Origin of the sequence: Chromobacterium sp. ASV23 (assembly GCF_016428945.1) — a bacterium.
In the GTDB taxonomy this organism is placed as follows: domain Bacteria; phylum Pseudomonadota; class Gammaproteobacteria; order Burkholderiales; family Chromobacteriaceae; genus Chromobacterium; species Chromobacterium sinusclupearum.
The window spans coordinates 1-20854 of the sequence record NZ_JAELTR010000065.1; the positions used below are offsets into that span (position 1 = coordinate 1).

At 66.2% G+C, this 20854-nt stretch carries 15 protein-coding genes and 1 other RNA gene; 2 read left to right on the forward strand and 14 right to left on the reverse strand.

Annotation, left to right across the window (positions count from 1 at the left end):
• Positions 1-224: 224 nt before the first annotated feature.
• Positions 225-1061 carry a capsular biosynthesis protein gene (locus JHD59_RS19000; RefSeq protein WP_199155391.1) on the forward strand — a complete coding sequence of 279 codons (837 nt, stop codon included), beginning with the start codon at positions 225-227 and terminating at the stop codon, positions 1059-1061.
• A gap of 75 nt (positions 1062-1136) precedes the next feature.
• Here JHD59_RS19000 and purD read toward each other — a convergent pair whose 3' ends face one another.
• The 5 genes from purD to rnpB all read right to left on the reverse strand — a co-directional run bounded on the left by purD (position 1137) and on the right by rnpB (position 6238).
• Positions 1137-2414 (reverse strand): phosphoribosylamine--glycine ligase, encoded by a 1278-nt coding sequence (gene purD, locus JHD59_RS19005; RefSeq protein ID WP_103321375.1) that lies wholly within the window; start codon positions 2412-2414, stop codon positions 1137-1139.
• Positions 2415-2567: 153 nt separating this feature from the next.
• Positions 2568-4145: a bifunctional phosphoribosylaminoimidazolecarboxamide formyltransferase/IMP cyclohydrolase gene (purH, locus tag JHD59_RS19010; RefSeq protein WP_199155392.1), complete on the reverse strand. Its 1578-nt coding sequence runs from the start codon at positions 4143-4145 to the stop codon at positions 2568-2570.
• Positions 4146-4320: 175 nt separating this feature from the next.
• On the reverse strand, positions 4321-4557 hold the full coding sequence (locus JHD59_RS19015; RefSeq protein ID WP_011134100.1) for a helix-turn-helix domain-containing protein: 237 nt from the start codon (positions 4555-4557) through the stop codon (positions 4321-4323).
• 47 nt (positions 4558-4604) lie between these two features.
• A complete protein-coding gene (gene dusB, locus JHD59_RS19020; protein WP_199155393.1) occupies positions 4605-5663 on the reverse strand; it encodes a tRNA dihydrouridine synthase DusB in 1059 nt (352 codons plus the stop codon).
• 114 nt (positions 5664-5777) lie between these two features.
• Positions 5778-6238: RNase P RNA component class A (gene rnpB, locus JHD59_RS19025), an RNA gene on the reverse strand.
• 106 nt (positions 6239-6344) lie between these two features.
• On the opposite strand from rnpB, the gene JHD59_RS19030 reads away from it, so the two are divergent.
• Positions 6345-9500: an EAL domain-containing protein gene (locus tag JHD59_RS19030; RefSeq protein WP_103321378.1), complete on the forward strand. Its 3156-nt coding sequence runs from the start codon at positions 6345-6347 to the stop codon at positions 9498-9500.
• On the opposite strand, the gene JHD59_RS19035 is transcribed toward JHD59_RS19030, so the two are convergent.
• The 9 genes from JHD59_RS19035 to JHD59_RS19075 all read right to left on the reverse strand — a co-directional run.
• Positions 9497-10438: an FUSC family protein gene (locus JHD59_RS19035; RefSeq protein WP_199155394.1), complete on the reverse strand. Its 942-nt coding sequence runs from the start codon at positions 10436-10438 to the stop codon at positions 9497-9499. The genes JHD59_RS19030 and JHD59_RS19035 overlap by 4 nt on opposite strands.
• A complete protein-coding gene (locus JHD59_RS19040; protein ID WP_199155395.1) occupies positions 10438-11010 on the reverse strand; it encodes an isochorismatase family cysteine hydrolase in 573 nt (190 codons plus the stop codon). The genes JHD59_RS19035 and JHD59_RS19040 overlap by 1 nt, the downstream gene beginning before the upstream one ends.
• A gap of 28 nt (positions 11011-11038) precedes the next feature.
• A complete protein-coding gene (locus JHD59_RS19045) occupies positions 11039-11473 on the reverse strand; it encodes a MarR family winged helix-turn-helix transcriptional regulator (protein WP_199155396.1) in 435 nt (144 codons plus the stop codon).
• An 81-nt stretch (positions 11474-11554) separates the two neighbouring features.
• On the reverse strand, positions 11555-12418 hold the full coding sequence (locus JHD59_RS19050) for an efflux RND transporter periplasmic adaptor subunit (RefSeq protein ID WP_199155397.1): 864 nt from the start codon (positions 12416-12418) through the stop codon (positions 11555-11557).
• A 22-nt stretch (positions 12419-12440) separates the two neighbouring features.
• Positions 12441-12641, reverse strand: a complete 201-nt coding sequence (locus JHD59_RS19055) for a DUF1656 domain-containing protein (protein WP_199155398.1) — start codon at positions 12639-12641, stop codon at positions 12441-12443.
• Positions 12631-14754 (reverse strand): FUSC family protein, encoded by a 2124-nt coding sequence (locus tag JHD59_RS19060; protein ID WP_199155399.1) that lies wholly within the window; start codon positions 14752-14754, stop codon positions 12631-12633. Before JHD59_RS19060 ends, JHD59_RS19055 begins: the two co-directional genes overlap by 11 nt.
• Positions 14751-16193 (reverse strand): efflux transporter outer membrane subunit, encoded by a 1443-nt coding sequence (locus tag JHD59_RS19065; protein ID WP_199155400.1) that lies wholly within the window; start codon positions 16191-16193, stop codon positions 14751-14753. Before JHD59_RS19065 ends, JHD59_RS19060 begins: the two co-directional genes overlap by 4 nt.
• A gap of 474 nt (positions 16194-16667) precedes the next feature.
• Positions 16668-20480, reverse strand: a complete 3813-nt coding sequence (locus JHD59_RS19070) for a translocation/assembly module TamB domain-containing protein (protein ID WP_199155401.1) — start codon at positions 20478-20480, stop codon at positions 16668-16670.
• A 7-nt stretch (positions 20481-20487) separates the two neighbouring features.
• On the reverse strand, positions 20488-20854 hold a 367-nt coding region (locus tag JHD59_RS19075), incomplete at its 5' end, for a BamA/TamA family outer membrane protein (RefSeq protein WP_199155402.1).

Here is a 20854-nt window from a genome sequence, read left to right on the forward strand (position 1 = left end):
CCCCCCCCCCCCCCCCCCCCCCCCCCCCCCCCCCCCCCCCCCCCCCCCCCCCCCCCCCCCCCCCCCCCCCCCCCCCCCCCCCCCCCCCCCCCCCCCCCCCCCATTTTCAAGCAGAAGACGGCATACGCGATAATTGGCGGAGTCTCGTGGGCTCGGAGATGTGTATAAGAGACAGACCTGATACTTACCGAAACTGGAAGCTAAAGCCAGTTCCTAGCGTACCGTTGGGAAAAACCTACTGGCCGATGGTCTGGTGCGGATTCCTTTATTTTTGGTTTGGTGCCTTAGGTAAGCCTTGGTTTCCTAAATATCATCACCACCGCCGCCTCAGTCTGCTGGAAGGTTTGCCATGGGTACGCTCAGCTTGGAGAAAACAATGGTACCACTGGAAAGAGCGCAAGCAACAATCAGAACTAATAGAAAAATGGCATAAGCGTTTTTTCCTAGTTCCACTTCAAGTTTACAATGATGCACAGATCCTCATTCACGGTGGAATTGAAAGTATAGAGGAATTTATTACTGAAACTATAAAATCATTTTCTCACTCTGCTCCAAAAGACACCATTTTAGTCTTTAAACATCATCCTATGGATAGAGGCTATCGTGACTATACACAATTGATTTCAAAACTCTCGCATCAGACCGGTATGAGAAATCGCATCCGCTACATTCACGACCAGCATCTACCATCTTTACTTGAAAGTGCTAGAGGTGTAGTCGTAGTCAATAGTACTGTAGGCTTGTCCGCACTCCATCACGGAACACCGACCAAAACCTGTGGCAATGCATTCTATAATGTCCCAGGTTTAACATTTCAAGGCACCTTGGAACAATTCTGGCAACAGGCGGAGCTGCAAAAACCAGATCCTGGTCTATATGTGAACTTTCTAAACTATTTGATCTACAACACTCAACTTAATGGAAGTTTCTACAAGCCGTTGCCTTCTCGTGATGCATATGCAGGACTAATTTGGACAGCCTCAAATCAGACATCCCATCCTGAACTTACAGATCATTCACATTCATCACTAAAAAAACATCATTCTGTTGAAGTTCTCTAACATCCAAGGGCGATTTCCAAATACAAAACAGCACCCGCAGGTGCTGTTTTGTATTTACCGAGCAAGAAAAACCGATCAGTGTTTGCGCCCAATCGCCCGCGCGCCGATGTCGCGGCGGAATTGCTTGCCGGCGAACTCAATGGCGTCGGCCAGCTGGTAGGCGCGGCTTTGCGCCATCTTGACGCTGTCGCCCAGGCCAACGGCGCATAGCACGCGGCCGCCGCTGCTGCGCAGTTGGCGCTGTTCGTCCAGCACCGTGCCGGCGTGGAACACCATGCCGTCGTCGCTGGCGGCCGGGATGCCATGGATGGCGTCGCCCTTGCGCGGCGCGTCCGGGTAGCCGGCGGCGGCCAGCACCACGCCCAGCGCCACGCGGCGGTCCCATTCCGCTTCCACCTTGTCGAGCTTGCCGTTGACGCCGGCTTCCAGCAGCACGGTGAAGTCGGTCTTCAGCCTGGCCATGATGGGTTGGGTTTCCGGGTCGCCGAAGCGGCAGTTGAACTCGATCACCTTGGGGTGGCCCTGCTCGTCTATCATCAGGCCGGCGTAGAGGAAGCCCGTGTACGAATGGCCGTCCTTCTTCATGCCCTGCACGACCGGCTGGATGATTTCGCGCATCACGCGATTGTGCACTTCCGGCGTCACCACCGGCGCCGGGCTGTAGGCGCCCATGCCGCCGGTGTTCGGCCCCTGGTCGTGGTCCAGCAAGCGCTTGTGGTCCTGGCTGGTGGCCATCGGCAGCACATGCTCGCCGTCCACCATCACGATGAAGCTGGCTTCCTCGCCCTGCAGGAAGTCTTCGATCACCACGCGGCTGCCGGCCTCGCCCATCTTGTTGGAGAGCAGCATGTCGTCGATGGCGGCGTGCGCCTCTTCCATCGTCATCGCCACCACCACGCCCTTGCCGGCGGCCAGGCCATCGGCCTTGATCACGATGGGCGCGCCGCGCTCATTCACATAGGCGTGCGCCTCGGTGGCGCTGCGGAAGGTCTGGTAGGCGGCGGTGGGGATGCCATGGCGCTGCATGAAGGCCTTGGCGAAGTCCTTGGAACTTTCCAGCTGCGCGCAGTACTGAGTGGGGCCGAACACCTTCAGCCCTTCGCCGCGGAAAACGTCCACCACGCCGGCGGCCAGCGGCGCTTCCGGGCCAACGATGGTCAGATCGACCTTTTCTTGCTTGGCCAGGGCCAGCCATTCGGCCACGCTGTTGGCCGGCACATTGGTCAGATTCGGGTCCAGCGCGGTGCCGGCATTGCCCGGCGCGACAAACACTTTGGAGACGCGCTTGGATTTGGCGATGCGCCAGGCCAGCGCGTGTTCGCGTCCGCCGGAGCCGATCACGAGAACTTTCATGGGATTTCAGTCCTTATACAAGAAGGCGCGGCCGGCACGCGCCGGCCATCGCCGCCTTCACTTGGCGAATACCTGCATAGCATAGCGCCAAGTCGGTTGGATGGCCGCCGTTTCCGCATGCGGAAGACGGCGGCATTCGCCGAAAGCCAATTATCAGTGGCGGAAATGGCGCACGCCGGTCAACACCAGCGCGATGCCATGCTCGTCGGCGGCGGCGAAGACTTCTTCGTCGCGCATCGAGCCGCCCGGCTGGATGATGGCCTTGATGCCCTGTTCGGCGATGACGTCGATGCCGTCGCGGAACGGGAAGAAGGCATCCGACGCCGCCACCGCGCCGGCCAGGCTCAAGCCGGCGTCCTGCGCCTTGCGCGCGGCGATGCGGGTGGAGTCCACCCGGCTCATCTGGCCGGCGCCGATGCCGGCGGTCTGGCCGTTCTTGCAGAAGACGATGGCGTTGGACTTGACGAACTTGGCGACGCGCCAGGCGAACAGCAGGTCCGACAGCTCCTGCGGCGTCGGCTGGCGCTTGCTGGCCACGCGCAGCTCGTCCTGGCCCACGTTGCGGATGTCCGGCGTCTGCACCAGCACGCCGCCGCCCACGCGCTTCAGCTCGAAGCGGTTGGCGCCGGTCTCCAGCGGGATTTCCAGCACGCGCACATTCTTCTTGGCGGCGATGATGGCCTTGGCTTCATCGGTGAAGGACGGCGCGATCAACACTTCCAGGAACTGGCCGGTCACCGCTTCCACGGTAGCGGCGTCCACCGGACGGTTGAAGGCGATGATGCCGCCGAAGGCGCTGGTGGTGTCGGTGGCGAAGGCCAGCTTGTACGCAGTCAGCGTATCGGGGCCGACGGCCACGCCGCACGGGTTGGCGTGCTTGACGATGACGCAGGCGGTATCGTCGAAGGTCTTCACCGCCTCCCAGGCGGCGTCGGCGTCGGCGATATTGTTGTACGACAGTTCCTTGCCTTGCAGCTGCTGGTAATGGGCGATGCTGCCGGCGGCCGGGTCCAGGTCGCGGTAGAAGGCGGCCGCTTGGTGCGGGTTCTCGCCGTAGCGCATGTCCTGCACCTTGATGAACTGGGCGTTCAGACGATTCGGGAAGGCCACGCGCTCCGGCTTGCCCGCCACCACGCCGTCGGCCAGGCTGGTCAGGTAATTGGAGATGGCGCCGTCGTAGGCGGCGGTGTGGGTGAAGGCCTTCTTGGCCAGCTCGAAGCGGGTGGCCTTGGACAGCTGGCCGGCGTTGGCCTTCAGTTCGGCCGTCAGCGCGGCGTAGTCGGCGCTGTCGGTGACGATGGCCACATGCGCCCAGTTCTTGGCGGCGGAACGCACCATGGTCGGGCCGCCGATGTCGATGTTCTCGATGGCGTCTTCCAGCGTGCAGTCCGGATTGGCGATGGTGGCTTCAAACGGGTAGAGATTGACGCAGACCAGGTCGATATTGCCGATGCCATGTTCGGCCATGGTGGCGACGTGCTCCGGCAGGTCGCGGCGGCCCAGGATGCCGCCATGCACCTTGGGATGCAGGGTCTTGACGCGGCCGTCCAGCATTTCGGGGAAGCCGGTATAGTCGGACACCTCGGTCACCGGTAGGCCGGCGTCCAGCAGCAGCTTGGCGGTGCCGCCGGTGGACAGGATGTGTACGCCCAGCGCATGCAGTTCCTGGGCAAATTCCAGCACACCGCTCTTGTCGGACACACTGATCAGCGCTCGTTCGATCTTGGTCATGTTTCTCTACCGCTTTGGCTATGGATAAAAACAATAAAAACCGGCTCAGGCCGCCAACGTGCGCCTCGGTCGCGCTACGGCCGCCTGTCCATCGAATCCCCAGCCCCAAGGCTCTCCGCGCGAGAGGGGGCAAAAAAAACCGGCCATCCTGTTAAGCAGTTTGGCCGGTTTATCTTCAAATCAAATCATACGACTTCATCTTTTTGCGGAGGGTGTTGCGGTTCAAGCCCAGCAACTCCGCCGCTCGCGTCTGGTTGCCCTGGGTGTGTATCAGCACCACCTCCAACAGCGGCTTTTCGACACAGGCCAGCACCATGTCGTAAATGGCGGAAGGCGCCTCGCCGTCCAGATCGCGAAAATATTGCTCCATCGCCAGCCGCACCGACTGGGATATGTGATCGTTGTTTTGCATCTTGTTATTGATATCCAGAGTAGGGTTCCCGTAAGGTCCGCGCCGATTCAGCCGCCGCAGGCCTCGCCCTCCGCCACGGCGTCGCCGTCGCGGTCCAACTTGTCCTCATCCTCGACTACATAGCTTAGACGATCCCCGGCGTCGCCAAGGCGGGAGAAATACTCACCCACCGCGCGGCGCTGTTCGTCCGTGCTTTCCAAGCGGTACATCTGCTGGCGGAAAGCGTTGCCGCCCGCCAGACCCTTGGTATACCAGGCGATGTGCTTGCGGGCGATGCGGCAGCCCGAATACTCGCCGTAAAAGCCATACAATTCGTCCAGGTGGCCCAGCATCAGCTCGCGGATCTCGCCCACCGTGGGCGGCGGCAACGGCTCCCCGGTCTCCAGATAATGCTGGATCTCGCGGAAAATCCACGGCCGGCCCTGCGCCGCGCGGCCTATCATGATCGCGTCGGCGCCGGTGTAGTCCAGCACATGACGCGCCTTCTCGGGCGAATCGATGTCGCCGTTGGCCACCACCGGGATGGACACCGCCCGCTTCACCTCGCGTATCGTGTCGTACTCGGCGTCGCCGCGGTACATGTCCTCGCGGGTGCGGCCATGCAGCGCCAGCGCGGCGATGCCGGCCTCTTCCGCCATCTTGGCCACCCGCAGCGCCGTCTTCACCTCCCGGCTCCAGCCGGTGCGGGTCTTCAGCGTCACCGGCACGTCCACCGCCTTCACCACCGCTTCCAGTATCCGCCCGACATTGTCCAGATCGCGCAGCAGCGCCGATCCGGCGGCCACATTGCATACTTTCTTCGCCGGGCAGCCCATATTGATGTCGATGATCTGCGCGCCGTGCTCGACGTTGAGTCGGGCCGCCTCGGCCAGCATCTGCGGCTCGCCGCCGGCGATCTGCACCACGATGGGCTCCACTTCGCCCTCATGGTTGGCGCGGCGCAGCGTCTTCGGCGTGGTCCACAAGGCCTTGTTGGCGGTGATCATCTCCGAAACGGCCATGCCGGCGCCCAGGCGCTTGCACAACATGCGGAAGGGCCTGTCCGTCACCCCGGCCATCGGCGCTACGATCAGCCGGTTTTTCAGTTGGTACGGTCCTATCTGCATGACAATTCAAATACGGGTAATGGCGGGAAGGGTCGGTATTGTATAGCGATTCGCGGCGGCGGGGAAAAATTTTTGCTTATTTTTTAAGCAAGATCGATAGCCGCGAGTAATGGGGGTGGAAGTCAGTCGATAAGCCGGGTTCTGTCGTTGGACAATCATTCCTCTAGGCCTACCGTTGCCAGCAGGCTCAAGCAACCTACCCGGGGACAACGCGAGCCACGTTAGCGCCCCCCTATTTGGTCTTGCTCCGGATGGGGTTTAGCCTGCCGTCCGTGTTACCACGTCCGCGGTGCGCTCTTACCGCAAGCGGGTTGCCCCGCCCGTCCGGTACGGCTTGCGCCTCCCGGTACACCTTTTCACCCTTGCCTGATCCGCCCTTGCGGGTTTTTGTCGGGACTAGCCCTCCAAAAAGACATTGTCGACCTTGCGGTCGACAAGTCCGGCCATCGGCGGTTCAGCTCTCTGTTCCACTTTCCGTCGCCTCGCGGCGCCCGGCCGTTAGCCGGCATCCTGCTCTGCGGAGCCCGGACTTTCCTCCCCGCCCTTGCGGGCGCGGCGATTGTCTGACTGACTTCCGGCCGCGATTCTAGCGGAAAATCGCCGCGGCCGCCCGACAATTTTCCATGACATACAGGATATTCCCGTATACTGATCATCCTTTTTCGAAGTTCCGGATCGGTGATGGAGTTGAATCAAGCCAGGCTGTCGCGCTTGCAGTTGTTTGGCACCTTGGCCATCGTGTTTGCGCTCGCGCTGACACTGACCAGCTATTTCCTGATGATGAGCTGGCGCGATTTCCAATCCGGGCGACAAAACATCGAGCAAGAAGCCGCCGCACGCGCGCGCGACAATCTGCAAGGCTACACCGACCATGCCGCGCTGCTGCTGTCCGCGCTGCGCGAGCGCACCAACGACACCATGCGCCATCAGCTGCAGGAGCAGGTGGAGCAGGCCTGGAAGCTGGCCGACGCCATCTGGCGGCGCGAGCATGCGCGGCAAAGCCCGGCGCAAGTGCAGCGGCTGATCATCGAGGCGCTGCGCCCCTTGCGCTATTTCGATGGCCGCGGCTATTTCTTCATCGACACCCTGGACGGCCAATGCGTGCTGCTGCCCACCGCGCCGCAGCGCGAGGGCAGCTCCCTGCTGCAAAACCGCGACGACCGCGGCCGCTACATCATGAAGAGCCTGATCGAATCGGTCAGCAACGCCTCCGGCCGCGGCTTCTCGTCCTACCGCTGGTATCTGCCCGGCGGCATCCACATGGACGACAAGATCACCTATGCCCGGCGCTTTCCGCATTACAACTGGCTGATCGGCAGCGGCGAATACATCAGCAATGTCGAGACGGCGTTGCAGCAACAGGGCCTGGACACGCTGGCGCGCATGCGGCTGGGGCAGAGCGGCGGCGAGCTGATGATCATAGACAATAACGGCCTGATCCGGCTCTACCCCAGCCAGCCTTCGCTGGTGGGACGCCATTACAAGGTGTTGCCGCAGGCCGAGCGCGAACGCGCGCTGCAGTTGATCCAGCTGGGCAAGCGCGGCGGCTTTATCGAATTCAACCGCGGCGGCGACAGCCAATCCGGCGAGACCTATCTGGCCTACGCGCGCCAGTTGCCGGGCTGGGACTGGACCCTGGTCACCAGCATGCGGGTGCAGACGATACAGGACGACAGTCTGCGCGCAGCGCAGCGCCTCAAAGGCCGCCTGGCCGAACGCATCGTCGCCACTCTGGGCATGACGCTGGTGGCCATGCTGTGCGCCGGCTTCCTGTGCTGGTATTTCGTGCGCTGGGTCAGCGCGCTGGTGCGGCGCTACCAGCATGATCTGGCGCAGAGCCATCTGTCGCTGAAGGAACAGGCGCGCGAACTCAGGCTGAGCCATTTCATGATCGACAACGCCACCGACATGGTGGCGCTGCGCAGCGACCGCGGCGAAGTGGTGTACTGCAACCTGGCGCTGCGGCGGCGGCCGGAGCTGGTGGACGCGCTGTTCCGCCACCCGCCCGGCTCCTTCCCGCTGACCTTCGAAACCCGCCACGGCGACGGCGAGGCCGCGCTGTATCTGGAAATCACCGTCAATCAGCTGCAGTACGAGGGCGAGCGCTATCTGTGCGCCACCGCGCGCGACATCAGCATCCGCCGCATGACCGAGCGCCAGCTCAGGCTGGCCGCCCAGGTGTTCGAGTCCAGCAATGAGGCCATCCTGATCGCCGACGCGGACAACCGCATCCTCACCGTCAACCGCGCCTTCAGCGCCATCACCGGCTACAGCGAGGCCGAGGTGCAGGGCCAGAAACCCGCCCTGCTGTTCTCCGACCGCCACGACCCGGCCTTTTTCCAGCAGATGTGGCAGACGCTGCAGCAGCGCGGGCAATGGGCCGGCGAAATCTGGAACCAGCGCAAGAACGGCGATCATTTCCCGTGCTGGGTCAATATCAGCATCCTGCAGGACGCCCAGGGCGCGGTCAGCCACTTCATCGCCCTGTTCTCCGACATCTCCGAGCGCAAGGAGCAGGAAGCGCGGGTGCAGCACATGGCGGAGTACGACGCGCTGACCGACCTGCCCAACCGCGTCCTGGTCAACGACAGGCTGCACCAGGCCATCCGCCAGGCCGAGCTGCAGCACAACCAGCTGGCGGTGCTGTTCGTCGACCTGGACCACTTCAAGAACATCAACGACACGCTGGGCCACTGCGCCGGCGACGAGCTGCTGAAACAGGTGGCGCGGCGGCTGGCGGAGTCGGTGCGCGGCGTGGACACCGTCGGCCGCACCGGCGGCGACGAATTCGTGCTGATCCTGCCGTCCATCAATCAACCCAGCGAAGCCGCGCTGATCGCCGAGCGCATCCTGCGCACCATGCAGCAGCCGTTCCAGATCGGCGCCCACTCGCTGGTGGTCGGCTGCAGCATAGGCATCAGCCTGATGCCGGACGACGGCAGCGACATCCAGACCCTGCTGATGAACGCGGACCTGGCGATGTACCACGCCAAGGCGCATGGCCGGAACACCTTCCGCTTCTACACCCGCGAGATGAACACCCAGGTGGCCGAGCGGCTGCTGATGGAAAACCGCCTGCGGCGGGCGATGGAGCTGGGCCAGCTGTACCTGGTCTACCAGCCGCAATACGACATGGCCGGCCAGCGGCTGCTGGGTTGCGAGGCGCTGCTGCGCTGGCGCGATCCCGAGCAGGGCCTGATCATGCCCAGCCGCTTCATCCCGGTCGCCGAGGATACAGGCCTGATCGTGCCGCTGGGACGCTGGGTGCTGAACGAAGCCTGCCGCCAGGCCAGCCGCTGGCTGGAAGACGGATTGGGGCCGATCCGCGTCGCCGTCAACGTCTCGGCGCACCAGCTGATGCGCCACGATTTCCTCGACGACGTGCGCGAGGCCCTGCAGCAACACAAGCTGCCCGGCCACTGCCTGGAGCTGGAGGTGACGGAAAGCACGCTGATGGCCGATGCCGACCTGGCCTCGCGCCAGCTGGCCGTGATCAAGGCCATGGGCGTGCGGCTATCGGTGGACGATTTCGGCACCGGCTACTCCAGCCTGGCCTATCTGAAGCGCTTCGCGCCGGACACCGTCAAAATAGACCGCTCCTTCATCAACGATCTGCCGAACGACGAAGAAAACGCCGCCATCGTCAGCGCCATCGTCCACCTGGCCGGCGCGCTGGGCATGCAGACGCTGGCCGAAGGGGTGGAGAGCGAAGCGCAGCAGCGCTTCCTGAAAAAACTCGGTTGCGAAGCGATGCAAGGCTACTTGTTGGGCACGCCGCTGGCCGAGGACGCGATGACGCAGCGGCTGACGGGCCAACAAGCGGTGCCCACTCCCTAGCGCGCCTGCGCCAACCAGTAGCCGGCCGCCAGCATCAGGCACACCAGTCCGGCCGCCAGCCCCACATCCAGTAAGCGGATGACGGCCGCGCCGCCTAGCAGGCTCAGATGCGCGGCGGCCAAGGCGCTGCGGGCGGCAAAGGCAGGCCGATAAGCGCGGAACAACGCCAAGGTCAGCATCGCCGCCGCGCCCAGCAACATCAGCAGCGCGGGAGACGGCTGCAGGGCCAGCGCCAGCAGCATGCCGGCCGGCACGCCGATGGCCGCGCCGCTGCAGCGCTGCCAGCATTTGTCGCGGATGGCGGCGAAGCCGCCGACGCACACGCTGGCGCCGGACCATACCAGCCATTGGCCGCACGGCAGCTGGAAATGCGCCGCCAACCAAGCCAGCAGGCCGACGCAGGCGAAAGCGACGCCAGTTTGCGGCGCGACACCAGGCCGGCTTGCCGGCGCGTCCCGCCTGCCGGCAAGCCCGCGCACTAACCACGCCGCCATGGCCCCGCTCGCCAGCCACGGCCAGGCCGACCACAGCTCAGTCAGGCCCGGCGCGCCGGCCTGCGCCGCCTCGCAGCCGAGATACAGCGCGGGAATGAAAGTGAAATTGGCGACGGAACGCCAGCGTGCCTGGCGCGCGCCCAGCCGGCCCGCCAGTTCCGCAGCCGCGGCGCAAGCCAGCGCGAAAACCAGCGGCCAAGCCCACAGCCGGCTCAACAGCAAGCAGCCGGCCAGCGCCAGCGCGGCCTGAACCATACCCATTTTCCAGCCCAGCCGGCCGCGCTCCATCGCGATCAAGCAACACACCGCCAACATGCCGCCCTGCAGCGCCCGCTCGCCGCCGCCGGCCAAAGCCAGCAGCAGCGCCGGCCCGATCAGGGCCAGCACGCGCACCGCCAGATAGCCGTCGCAGTGCGTCGTCCACAACCGGCGCAGGGCAGCCATCACAGCGCGGCCAGCTGATCCAGCGTGACGATGTCGGCGATGGTGGCCAGCTGGCGCATCGACAGTTGGTGCTCCTCCTCGCTGGCCGCGGCGCAGGCCGGCTCCAGCACCAGCACCTTGTAATCGCGGTCGTGCGCGTCGCGCGCCGCCGCCTGCACCGCCCAGGTGCTGCTGACGCCGGCGATCACCAGTCGCTCGACGCGCTGGGCGCGCAGCACCGCTTCCAGCGAGGTGGCGTAGAACGGGCTGATGCGGTGCTTGACCACGATGGCGTCGCCGGGCTGCACGTCCAGATCGGCATGGAAGGCCGTGCCCTCGCCGTCCAGATTGAGCGCCTGGAACTCGCCGGCGCGGCTGAACATCGGCGAACCCTGCGGCATTTCGACATAGGACGGCGAAAACCCGACCTTGACGTGAATCACCGGCCAGCCGCGCGCGCGCGCCAACGCGCTGGCGCGATTGGCCACGGCAATCACGCCGCGCTCCTCAGCGTGGACGGCGCAGCGGGCGATGCGGCCCTGCGGATGGATGATGTCGTTGATGTAGTCCAGTGTCAGCAGCGCGGTTTTCATGGCGTTTCCTTGTGGGGAGGGAGAGGATTCAATCGATGGCGGCCAGCCGCTCCAGCAGTTCGCCGGCGCGCAGCAGCACGGCGCGCTCGTCTGCGGCCAGGCTGTCCAAGGCATGTTGCAGCCAGCCATCGCGCAAATGGCGATTGCTCGCCAGCGCGGCCCGGCCGGCATCGGACAAGCCGACGCGGACGCGGCGGCCGTCTTGCGGATCCGGGCGGCGCACGATCAGCGCCGCCGCCTCCAGCTCTCGCAGCGCGCCGGCCAGGTTGGACGAGCGCATATTTTCGTTGCGGGCCAATTCGGACGGCGTGATGTCGCCGCCGGCGCGGTCTATCGCGCCCAATACGGTCAACAAGCCGAACGGCAGCACATCCTGGCTGCCCTGGCGGCGCAGCCGCCGCGCCATGGTCATCAACTGCTGGCGCAGGCGGGTCGCTTCTTCGGTGGAAATGGTTTTGCTCATATAGCTATTTTTACATAGCTATATTTATATAGCAATACTGCTAAAAGAAAACCGCCTGCCGGCGGTTTGGCAGAAGCAGGATCAACGGCCGGCGATGACCACCGTGCAGGTCTGGCCGGCGATCAGCGCCAGATCTTTCGGCAGCGCCTGCAGCTCGATGCGCACCGGCACGCGCTGCGCCAGCCGCACCCAGTTGAAGGTGGGATTGACGTCGGCCAAGAGCTCGCGCCCGGTGACCGCGTCGCGGTCGGTGATGCCGCGGGCGATGCTGGCGATGCGGCCGCTGAGCTTGCGGCCATCGCTCATCAGCGTCACCTCGGCGTGGTCGCCCACTTTCAGGCTGCCGAGCTTGGTTTCCTCGAAATAGCCGTCCACATAGAACGAATGGCTGTCGATCAGCGCCAGCCGAGCGGCGCCGGCAGCCGCGTAATCGCCGACATGGACGTTGAGGTTGGTGACGTAGCCGTCGGTCGGCGCGCGCACCACGGTGCGCTGCAGGTTCAGCGCCGCCAGATCCCGCGCGGCGACGGCCGCCTGGTACTGCGCGTCGGCGGCCGCGGCGGCGAAATCGGCGCTCTCGCGGCTCTCGGTGGAGACGATGGCGCTATCGAGGCTGGCGCGGCGGGCCGCTTCCTTGCCGCGGCGCTGCTTGTCCGCCTTGTGTCCGGCCAGCGCGGCATCGGCCTGGGCCAGCGCGGCGCGGTAGCGGCTGGGGTCGATCACGAACAGCACGTCGCCCTTGCGCACCGGCTGGTTGTCCTTGACGGCCACCTCCGTCACCAAGCCGGACACATCGGCGGCGACGGAGACCACATCGGCCTTGATCCGGCCGTCCCGCGTCCACGGCGACAGCATGTAATGGTCCCAAAGGGCCTTGCCTATCCAGACGGCGACAATGAGCAGGGCAAACGTGATCAGGTAGCGGAGGAGGAAATGGGCGCGCATGGCGTAAGTCCAAGAATCGGTTTCAATGGTAGAGCGGCAGCGCGAGGCTGCCGAAAATCACGGCCAGCAGGCACCAGCGGAACAGCGCCGGGTGCCAGACATGCTCGTAAACGCCCAATTTGCCCAGCAGCCAGTCCACGCCGGCCTGCAACAGCAGGCTGAGCACGAACAGCGGCAGCAGGGTGGGCAGCAGAATGCCGTACACGGCGATTTCACGCGGCATGGTTGTCTCCGGTATCCGGCTGCGGCAGGGCGTCCAGCAGCGAGGTGTGAATCAGGTGCAGCGTGGCCAGCATGCGCTTGAGCCGCGCCGCCTCATCCGGCAAGGCCACGGCCAGCCGCTCGCGGATCACCGGGCCGCCGGCGCGCAGAGCGGCCAGCGCCGCGCGCAGCGCGGTTTCGTCGGGCGCGGCGAAGTAGCGGTCCAACGCGGCCACCGCGTCCAGCAGCGCGCGCTGCGCCGACGCATGCGCGTCCGCCGCCAACTCGCGCAGGTCGACGATGGCCAGCCCCAGCTCCAGCAACGTAATCGCCTGGCTGACGGTGGCCTGGCGCACCGGATCGTCGCGCGGCCCCGGCGCGGCATTCAATTGGTTCATCAGATCGCGCACGCGGTTGCCGAAGCGCTGCTTCAGGTGCGGCAAAGCGGCGCGGCAGGTGGCGCGGGCCTCGCGCCACAGCACGGCGGCGATGTGGCGGCGCGAACCCATGGTATGTTCCGGCAGCACCAGCACGAAGAACAGCGCCGCCAGCGCCAGCCCCAGCAGGCGGGCGATGCCGTCGTTGAAGAAGCCGGCCACGTCGTAGCGCATCATGTTTTCCGGATTGACGGCCTGCGCCATCAGCAGCACGATGCCGCTGCCGATGCCCGCGGTCTTGGGCAGGCACTTCAGATAGCACCCCAAGGCCAGGAACGGCGCCATCGCCAGCACCAGTTGCGGGAAGCCTTCCGCCTGGTTCAGCAGCATGAAGGCGCAGACATAGGCCAGCGGCGTGCCGACGGCAAAGCCGATCATGATCTGCTTCACCATCAGCGTCGGCCGCGGCGACGACGAGGCGAGCCCGCAAAAAATAGTGGCCAGCAGCACCGCGCCCAGCGCGCTGGGCCAGGCCAGCCAGTACCAGGCCAGGGACAGCGTCAGCAAGGTCAGCGCGGCGCGCCCCCCGCTGGCCAGCGCGATGGCGGACGGCGTGCGCGGCGAATAGGCCAATGCCTCCACCTGCAACGGATTGCGCTGTCTCAAACCGTGGTAGACGGCGGTGAAAGTCAGCATTTCGTCGACGAAACGCAGCAGCAGCTCGCCGGCGGTGTCAAACTCGATGCGCCGCATCTCGTCGTGCGGCATCGCCAGCAAGGCCTCGCGCGCCGCTTCCAGCGCGCGCGCCAGCGCCGGCCGCATCGCCTCCAGCTTGCGCAGCGTCTCGCCGGCTTCCTGCGCGGTGCGCGCCGGGCCTTCGTCCAGCGCCAGCGCGGCGGCGGCCTGGCCGAACAGCGGATACAGCAGCGCCGGCAGCGGCGAGGCCGCATCGGCGCGCAGCCGCTGCATCTGCCGGTGCAGGGTGTGGAAAGTCGTCAGCGCCGCCATGAAGGTGGCGTTGAAAGCGTGCAGTTGGTTGCTGCGGGCGCGCACCGTGCCGGCCTCGAAGAACGCGGCGGCGCGGCCGGCCTCCAGCGCCGCGATGTCGGCGGCGAAGCGCAGCTGCGTCGCCTCCAGCGTGGCCTTGTCCAACCTTTGCGCCAGCGCCTGCTGGCACAGCAGCACGAAACCTTGATAGCGGGCGCGCACCGTGCGCACCACGACCTCGGCCTGGCTCTTGGGCAGGATGAAGTCGTTGACCAGGGCGCAGCACAGAATGCCCAGCGAGATTTCCGACACCCGCGTCACCGCCAGATTGAAGATGGCCAGCGGATGATTCAGCGCCGGCAAACCGATGATGCAGGCGGTGTAGCCGGACAAGACGAAGGCGTAGGAGCGCGAGTCGCGGTACAAGGTGGCGCCGCTGGTGCAGACGCCCACCCACAGCGCCAGGCTGATCAGCATCAGCACCGGCTGGCCGTCAAACAGGCCGGCCAGGGCCAATGCCGCCACGCTGCCGACCAGCGTGCCCAGTATCCGGTACACGCTTTTTTCCAGCACCGCGCCGCTGCGCGGGAAGGCGACGATGAATACCGACACCATGGCCGAACTGGGCGAATCGAAACCCAGGCGGAACGCGATCCACAGCGCGGCGAAGGCGGCCAGCAGGGTCTTGGCGACGAAGCTCCAGTTCTCGCCCTCGCTGGACAGCCAGTCGTCGGCGATGCGCCGCCCGGCCGCGGCCAGCCCCCCGCTCATCGGCCCTGCCCTTGCGGGTGATGAACGGCCACGCCGCCGCCCAGCGCGCTCATCAGCGCGGCATAGCTGTCCAGCCGCTCGCCGTGGATGCGCACCAGCTGCTGCCGGGCATCCAGCAGCGACAGCCGCGCCGACAGCACGCCGTCCTGCTCGGACAAGCCGGCGCGGAAGCCCTGCTGCGCCAGCTTCAGCGCGCGTTCGGCGCTGGCGCGGGCCTGCTCCGCCTGCTTCTGCTGCTCGGCCAGCGAGCGCGAGCGCACGACACTGGCCGCCACCTCGTTCAAGGCATGCACCACGCTGGCGTTGTAGCCCGCCACTGCCGCGTCATAAGCCGCCGCCTGGGCGCCGAGCTGGCTGCGCAGCCGGCCGCCCTCGAAGATGGGCAGGGTGATGGCCGGCCCGATGCCGCGCACCCCGGTGGCGGTGGACGGGAAGTTGTCGAAGCCTATGGACTGGAAGCCGATGAAAGCCTGCAAGTCGATATTCGGGTAGAAGGCGGCGCGGGCGGCGTCTATCTTCTTCGCCTCCGCCTCCACCTGCCAGCGCTTCGCCACCACGTCCGGCCGGCGGCCTATCAGTTCCGCCGGCAGCGCCGACGGCAGCGTGACCGGATGCTGACCCAGCCGCAGCGCGGGACGCCGCAGCGTCTCCCCGGCCCCCGGCCCTTTGCCGGCCAGCGCCGCCAGTTGCTTGCCCAGCAGCGAAATATTCTCGTCCACCTGTTCGATCTGGTTGCGCAAGGCCGGCAACCGCGACTCGTTCAACACCACCTCGGCCTCGGTGCCCAAACCTGCCGCCTTGCGCTTCTTCGACAGCAGCAGAAAACGCTCGCGCTGCGCCAGGCTCTCGCGCAACAGGTCTTTGACCTCGTATTGCACCGCCAGCTGGGCGTAATCGCGCACGATGGCCGTGGCCAGGTTCAGCCGCGCCAACTGCGCCTCGGCCGCCCACACTTCCGCCTGGTCCAGCGCGGCGGCCAGCGCGGCGCGCTGGCGTCCCCATAGGTCGAGGTCGTAGCCGGCGTTCAGCGTGGCGTGGTTGTACCAGGAATAATTGCCGGCTTCCGGCGGGGGAATGAAATCTTGTTCGGAATAGCGCTGGCGGGTGAAGGACAGCTCGGCGCTGACCTGCGGCAGCGTGGCGGATTCGGCCACGCCGGCCAGGGCCTTGGCCTGGGCCAGCCGGGCCTGGGCCGCTTGCAGATTGGGGTTGCCGGCCAGCCCGGCGGCAACCAGATCATCGAGCTGCGCGTCGTTCAGCGCGCGCCACCAGTCGTCGCGCGGCCAGCCGGCCTTGTCCGCGGCGGCGGCGATGGCCGCGCCCGCTTCCAGGCTGTTCGGGTCCAGCAGCCGCGCGCGCGGCCCGTTGTCGCCGGGATTGGCGCAGCCTGCCAGCGCCACCGCCAGCAGGCACGATACCGCCACGTAAAACCTATGCATGCGTCGCACCAGAAACCATCCGTAAAAAAGGCCGCCTCGCGGCCTGATTTAGCCAAGCGCTTGGAGCCTGTTCAGTATCTTTCGCTGTTGGACTTGGCCTACGGGAAACCTACACGTTTACGATGCGCCCCGTCCCTTCAAGCCTGCCGTCGGGTGGCAGGCCCGAGGTCTTAAGCGGCTGCCTGTTCGAGCGATTTGACGTTAGCAAATCGCGAGTTCAGCCGCGCCTCGGGCCTGACGGGAACCGGCGGGAAGCCGCAGGCCAGGCTTGCAGGGTGGCTTTTAGGGGTGGAGGGGATATTTGGCCAAGCAAATATCCCCTCCCTGCTCGCCGGGCAGCCCCGGCAATCCAAACCATCATCCGCTCAACGGATTCAAAGCCCACAAGATCTTGAACAAGCGCTAAGCAGGAAGCGAACCAAAATCGTTTCTGATTCTAACACTTGTCGATGACAGTCAGATAAAAGATTATCCTCAGTCAAACCGCACGGTGTAGCGCGACTCCGTGGACAGCGCGGTGCCGGCGCGCAGAATCACCGACCAGCTCTTGGACAGCTGGTAAGCCAGCTTCACCGCCTGGTCGGCGCTGCTGATGCCGTACTCGTAGCCGAGGTACAGCTCGCGCGTCAGTTGGCGGCCCACCGTCACCACCTGCTCGGCCGGGCTGACCGTGCCGTTGGCCAGCGTCTTTTCCTGACGGCTGGACACGCCCAGATCGTCGAACAGGCCGATGTGGTCGTTGATCGAGCCGGCCAGCATCATGCCGGCCGAGGCGGCCAGGTCGTTGTTGTCGCGGTCGCCGCTGGCGGCACGGCCGAGCACCAGCCAGGCCAGCTTGTCCTTGTCGGTCATCGGCTCATCGGCAATCAGCCGGACTTTGGGCGCGGACACCGAGCCGCTGACTTCCACCCCGGCGCCGACCGGCGACAAGCGGCGCTTGGCCTGCACGTTCAGCAGCGGATTATCCAAGGGACCGTTGAAGGTGATCGCGCCAAAAGTAATGTCCAGATCCTGACCGTAGGCCTTGTAACGGCCCTTGTCCACCTTGACCTGGCCCTTGGCCGCCGGCGCCTCGCCCGGATTGGCGCTGACATGCACCAGGCCGGACAGCTCGACATCCAGGCCCTGGCCGGAGAAGCGGAAGCGCTCGCCCAGGTCCAGGTCCAGCGCCACCGTCAACGGCATGTTGGCGAAGGCGGACGGCTCCGGCGGCGCGCGGCCGATCACCACCACATCGGCGCCCAGATCCGGCGCGCCGAGCTTGGGCAGACCGACGCGGCCCTGATCGGAGCGGATGCGTCCGGTCAGCGACAGCTTGCCGCCGACGAAGGCCAACTCGCTCTGGCCGGACACCACCAGCCGGCGGTTCGGCTTGTCGAACACGCTGAAGCGCTGCAGCACCACTTTGACGCGGGCATCGGGCTGGGCGTCGCTGAAGTCCAGCGAACCGCTGGCCGTGACATCGCCCTTGCCGCTGACGAAACGCAGCTGCTGCATGCTCAGCCGGCGGCCGTCTATCCGGGCCTGCAGGCTGCCATCGCTCAGCGCGATGCCGGTGCGATGGTCTTCCAACTTCAATTGCTCGCCGCGGATCGCCCCCTGCGCCTGCGGCTCGCCCAGCGGGCCGCTCAGCGCCAGATCGGCCGACAGCTTGCCGCCCAGCACCAGGCCCGGACCCGCCAGCTCCGCCAGCGCGGACAAGGCCGGCAGGCTGGCGCGGACATTGCCGGACAGCGGCGTATGGCCGTCGATGCGGCCGCCGTTCCACGGCAGGCTGCCCTGGCCCTGCGCCTGGGCGAAGCGGCTGTCCAGGTTGACGTTGAAGGCCAGCATGCGGCCATCCAGGCTGACATCCAGCCGCGCGGTCTTCAGGCCCAGCGCGGCATGGCGGTTCTTGTCCAGCGGCAGCTGCACGTCGCCGCCGCTGCGCCACAGCGCCAGCTGGCCGACGCCGGACGGGTTCAGCCCCCAGTCGGCATCGAACTGCAGGTTCTGCTCTACCGGCAGCTTCAGCAGCGGCCCCAGCTCGGCCAGGCGGATGCCGCGCGCGCTGCCGTGGCTGGACAGCGCGCCGCTGGCCTGACGGCTGAAATCGCTTATGCTCAGGCTGCCGCCGAGCGCGGCCAGGCGCGCGGTGCCCAGCTTGAGCTGGCCATCCGCGGCGATGGCCAGGGCGGCCGGCGCCTGCAGGCTGAGGCCGGGCTTGCCGCTCAGCTCCAGTTTCTGCACGCTGCCCTGCCAGCCGTTGTCGTGGCCCAGGCCCCCGGCGGCGGCCAGCTGCACGCCATAAGCCAGCTCGTCCAGCCGGAAGCGGCCATCCAGTTGCAGGCTGTGGCGGGCGCGGGTGCCGCCGGCGCGGGCGTGCAGCTGTTCGGCATGCAAATCGCCGGCCTGCAGCGCCGCCACGTCCAGGCTCAGCTGGAACGGACTGGCCTGGTCGGCCTTGATGTTGCCGGCGAAGCGCATCGTCTGCAGCGTCACGCCGCCGGGCAGCCGCAGCCTGTCGGCCTGCAGCTTGGCGTCCAGCACCGGCGCCTTGGGGACGCCGGCCAGCTCGCCCTGCCCCTGCACGGTGCCGGCGAACCCCGGCCCCAGCAAGGACAGATTGGGCGCATTGATCGCCAGCTTCAGCTTGTCGCCGGGCGCGCCGTAGCTGCCGTTGGCCTGCAGGCGGTTGTCGGCCAGCTTCAGGTCCAGCAGCAGCTGTTTCAGCCGCTCCTGGCCAAACAAGACATTGGCGCTGCCGGACAGCGGCGCGCCGGACAGCTTGCTGGGCGCGAACTGCAGCTTGGCGCCGACTTCCATCGGCTCGGCCAGCTGGCCGGCCATTTTCAGCGTGGCGTTCAAATCGCCCTTGGGCAGGCTGGGCAGCAGCCGCGCGGGGTCGGCCCGCTCCAATTTGCCGTTCAGCTCGAACAGCTGGCGGCCTGACAGGCCCAGCTTGCCGTTGAGGCTGGCGACGCCGCCATTGGCGCCCAGCTCCAGCTTCTTCAACAGCAGCGTCGACTGCTTGCCGCCGCTGATCTCGGCCAGCGCATTCGCCTGCAGCAGCTTGCCCTTCAAGGCGGCGGCGAAGCGCGGCGCGGACGGCGCGCCCTCGATAGTGACGCGGCCGCTGATTGCATCGTCCGGCGCGTCGGCATGCAGCTGGCGCAGCGCCAGCTTGTCCAGATCGAAGGCCAGCTTGACGTGGTCCGGCTTCAGTTCGCCGGACAGGCCCAACTGCCCGCCAGCCAAGGAGGCATGGCTGTTGTACAGCTCCAGCGCCTGCTCGTCGGCGCGGAATTCGCCGGCCAGCAAGGACAACGGCAGCTTGTGGGACGACAGCGGGCCCGGCTCGGCGTTGACCAGGGTCAGCCCGCCTTTGATGCGCTGGCCGGCGTCCGGCTCGGCGAACACGGCGAAGCTGAGCCGCGCCTTGGGCCAGCTGGCCAGGATGGCCTGCGGATTGATGTTGCCGACGCGGGCGTCCAGCCGCACCAGGCGGTTGAACGGATTGGGATCGAACGGCTGCAGCGCGCCCGCCAGATCGACGCTGATGCCGGAGCCGTCCAGTTCGCCGGCGAAAGCCGGCTTGATCAGGTTGCCGGACAGGTCCAGCCGCGCCTTCACCGCCGTCTGCTCCAGCTTGCCGCTGGCGCGCAGCTCGCCGGACAAGGCAAACGGCGAGGCCGCCGCCAGCGTCAGGCCGGCGCGCGCCTCGCCCCACGGCGTCTCCAGCTGGCGCAGTTGCAGGCGGTGGCGCGCGCCGTCGTAGTCGTAGCCGGCGCGCAGCCGGTACAGGCTGAGATGGGCCGGCTCCAGCGTCAGGCTGGCCAATGACAACTCGCCCACCGTTATTTTGATCGGCAGCTTCAAGGAATGCGGCGCTTCCAGCGGCGTCGGCGCTTTCTCCGCCGCCGGTTTGCTGTTGACGCGCACATGGCCCAAGGCCAGGCGGTCTATCTTGATTTCACCGCGCGACAGCGCCGCCGGCTGCCAATCCAGCCGCAGCGATTCGATATCGATGTCGTCGCCCGCGCTGCGCCAGCGCAGGTCTTTCAGCTCAAAGCCTTGCCACAACGCGCCTTGGGTAGACGCCACGCGGAACTGGCCGCCGCTGAGCTTGCCCGCCTGCTGCAAGGCCCAGGCGAAGCCGGCCGGGCTGGCGCTGATCCAGCCCAGCGCCGCCAGCAGCAGGGCGAACAGCACGCCCAGCGCGCCGAGGACGTAGCGCCAGCGCCGCGGCTTGCCTGGCGGAGCCGGCGTCGACGCCGGCTCGGAATGGGGGTTCTGGTTCTCGCTCATGGGGTATCTAGAAAGCCAGGCCGAGGCTGAGATTCCAACGGATCTTGCCGTCGCTCTCCGCCTTGGCGATATCGAAAGACAAGGGCGCCACCGGGCTCATCCAGCGCACGCCCACGCCGTTGGCGTGCATGGTCTGGAAGCCTTTCCAGCTATCTGCCGCGTTGCCGGCGTCGGTGAACAGCGCAAAGTACCAGTCCGGCTTGATCGGAATCTGGTATTCGATGCTGCCGGTGGCCACCACGCGGCCGCCCAGCACCGAGCCGTTGGGGCCGGGCAGGCCGAGACTCTGGTAATCGTAGCCGCGCACGCTGTTGGCGCCGCCGGCGCGGAACAGCAGGGCCGACGGCACTTGCGCGCCCTCCTTGGCCCAGACC

Bases quoted from the DNA above. Each gene is read 5' to 3' on its own strand.
- JHD59_RS19065 (WP_199155400.1), bottom strand. From the start codon at position 16,193: ATGCATAGGTTTTACGTGGCGGTATCGTGCCTGCTGGCGGTGGCGCTG.
- purD (WP_103321375.1), bottom strand. From the start codon at position 2,414: ATGAAAGTTCTCGTGATCGGCTCCGGCGGACGCGAACACGCGCTGGCC.
- JHD59_RS19045 (WP_199155396.1), bottom strand. From the start codon at position 11,473: ATGAGCAAAACCATTTCCACCGAAGAAGCGACCCGCCTGCGCCAGCAG.
- JHD59_RS19035 (WP_199155394.1), bottom strand. From the start codon at position 10,438: ATGGCTGCCCTGCGCCGGTTGTGGACGACGCACTGCGACGGCTATCTG.
- JHD59_RS19055 (WP_199155398.1), bottom strand. From the start codon at position 12,641: ATGCCGCGTGAAATCGCCGTGTACGGCATTCTGCTGCCCACCCTGCTG.
- JHD59_RS19070 (WP_199155401.1), bottom strand. From the start codon at position 20,480: ATGAGCGAGAACCAGAACCCCCATTCCGAGCCGGCGTCGACGCCGGCT.
- JHD59_RS19015 (WP_011134100.1), bottom strand. From the start codon at position 4,557: ATGCAAAACAACGATCACATATCCCAGTCGGTGCGGCTGGCGATGGAG.
- dusB (WP_199155393.1), bottom strand. From the start codon at position 5,663: ATGCAGATAGGACCGTACCAACTGAAAAACCGGCTGATCGTAGCGCCG.
- JHD59_RS19030 (WP_103321378.1), top strand. From the start codon at position 6,345: ATGGAGTTGAATCAAGCCAGGCTGTCGCGCTTGCAGTTGTTTGGCACC.
- purH (WP_199155392.1), bottom strand. From the start codon at position 4,145: ATGACCAAGATCGAACGAGCGCTGATCAGTGTGTCCGACAAGAGCGGT.
- JHD59_RS19060 (WP_199155399.1), bottom strand. From the start codon at position 14,754: ATGAGCGGGGGGCTGGCCGCGGCCGGGCGGCGCATCGCCGACGACTGG.
- JHD59_RS19050 (WP_199155397.1), bottom strand. From the start codon at position 12,418: ATGCGCGCCCATTTCCTCCTCCGCTACCTGATCACGTTTGCCCTGCTC.
- JHD59_RS19040 (WP_199155395.1), bottom strand. From the start codon at position 11,010: ATGAAAACCGCGCTGCTGACACTGGACTACATCAACGACATCATCCAT.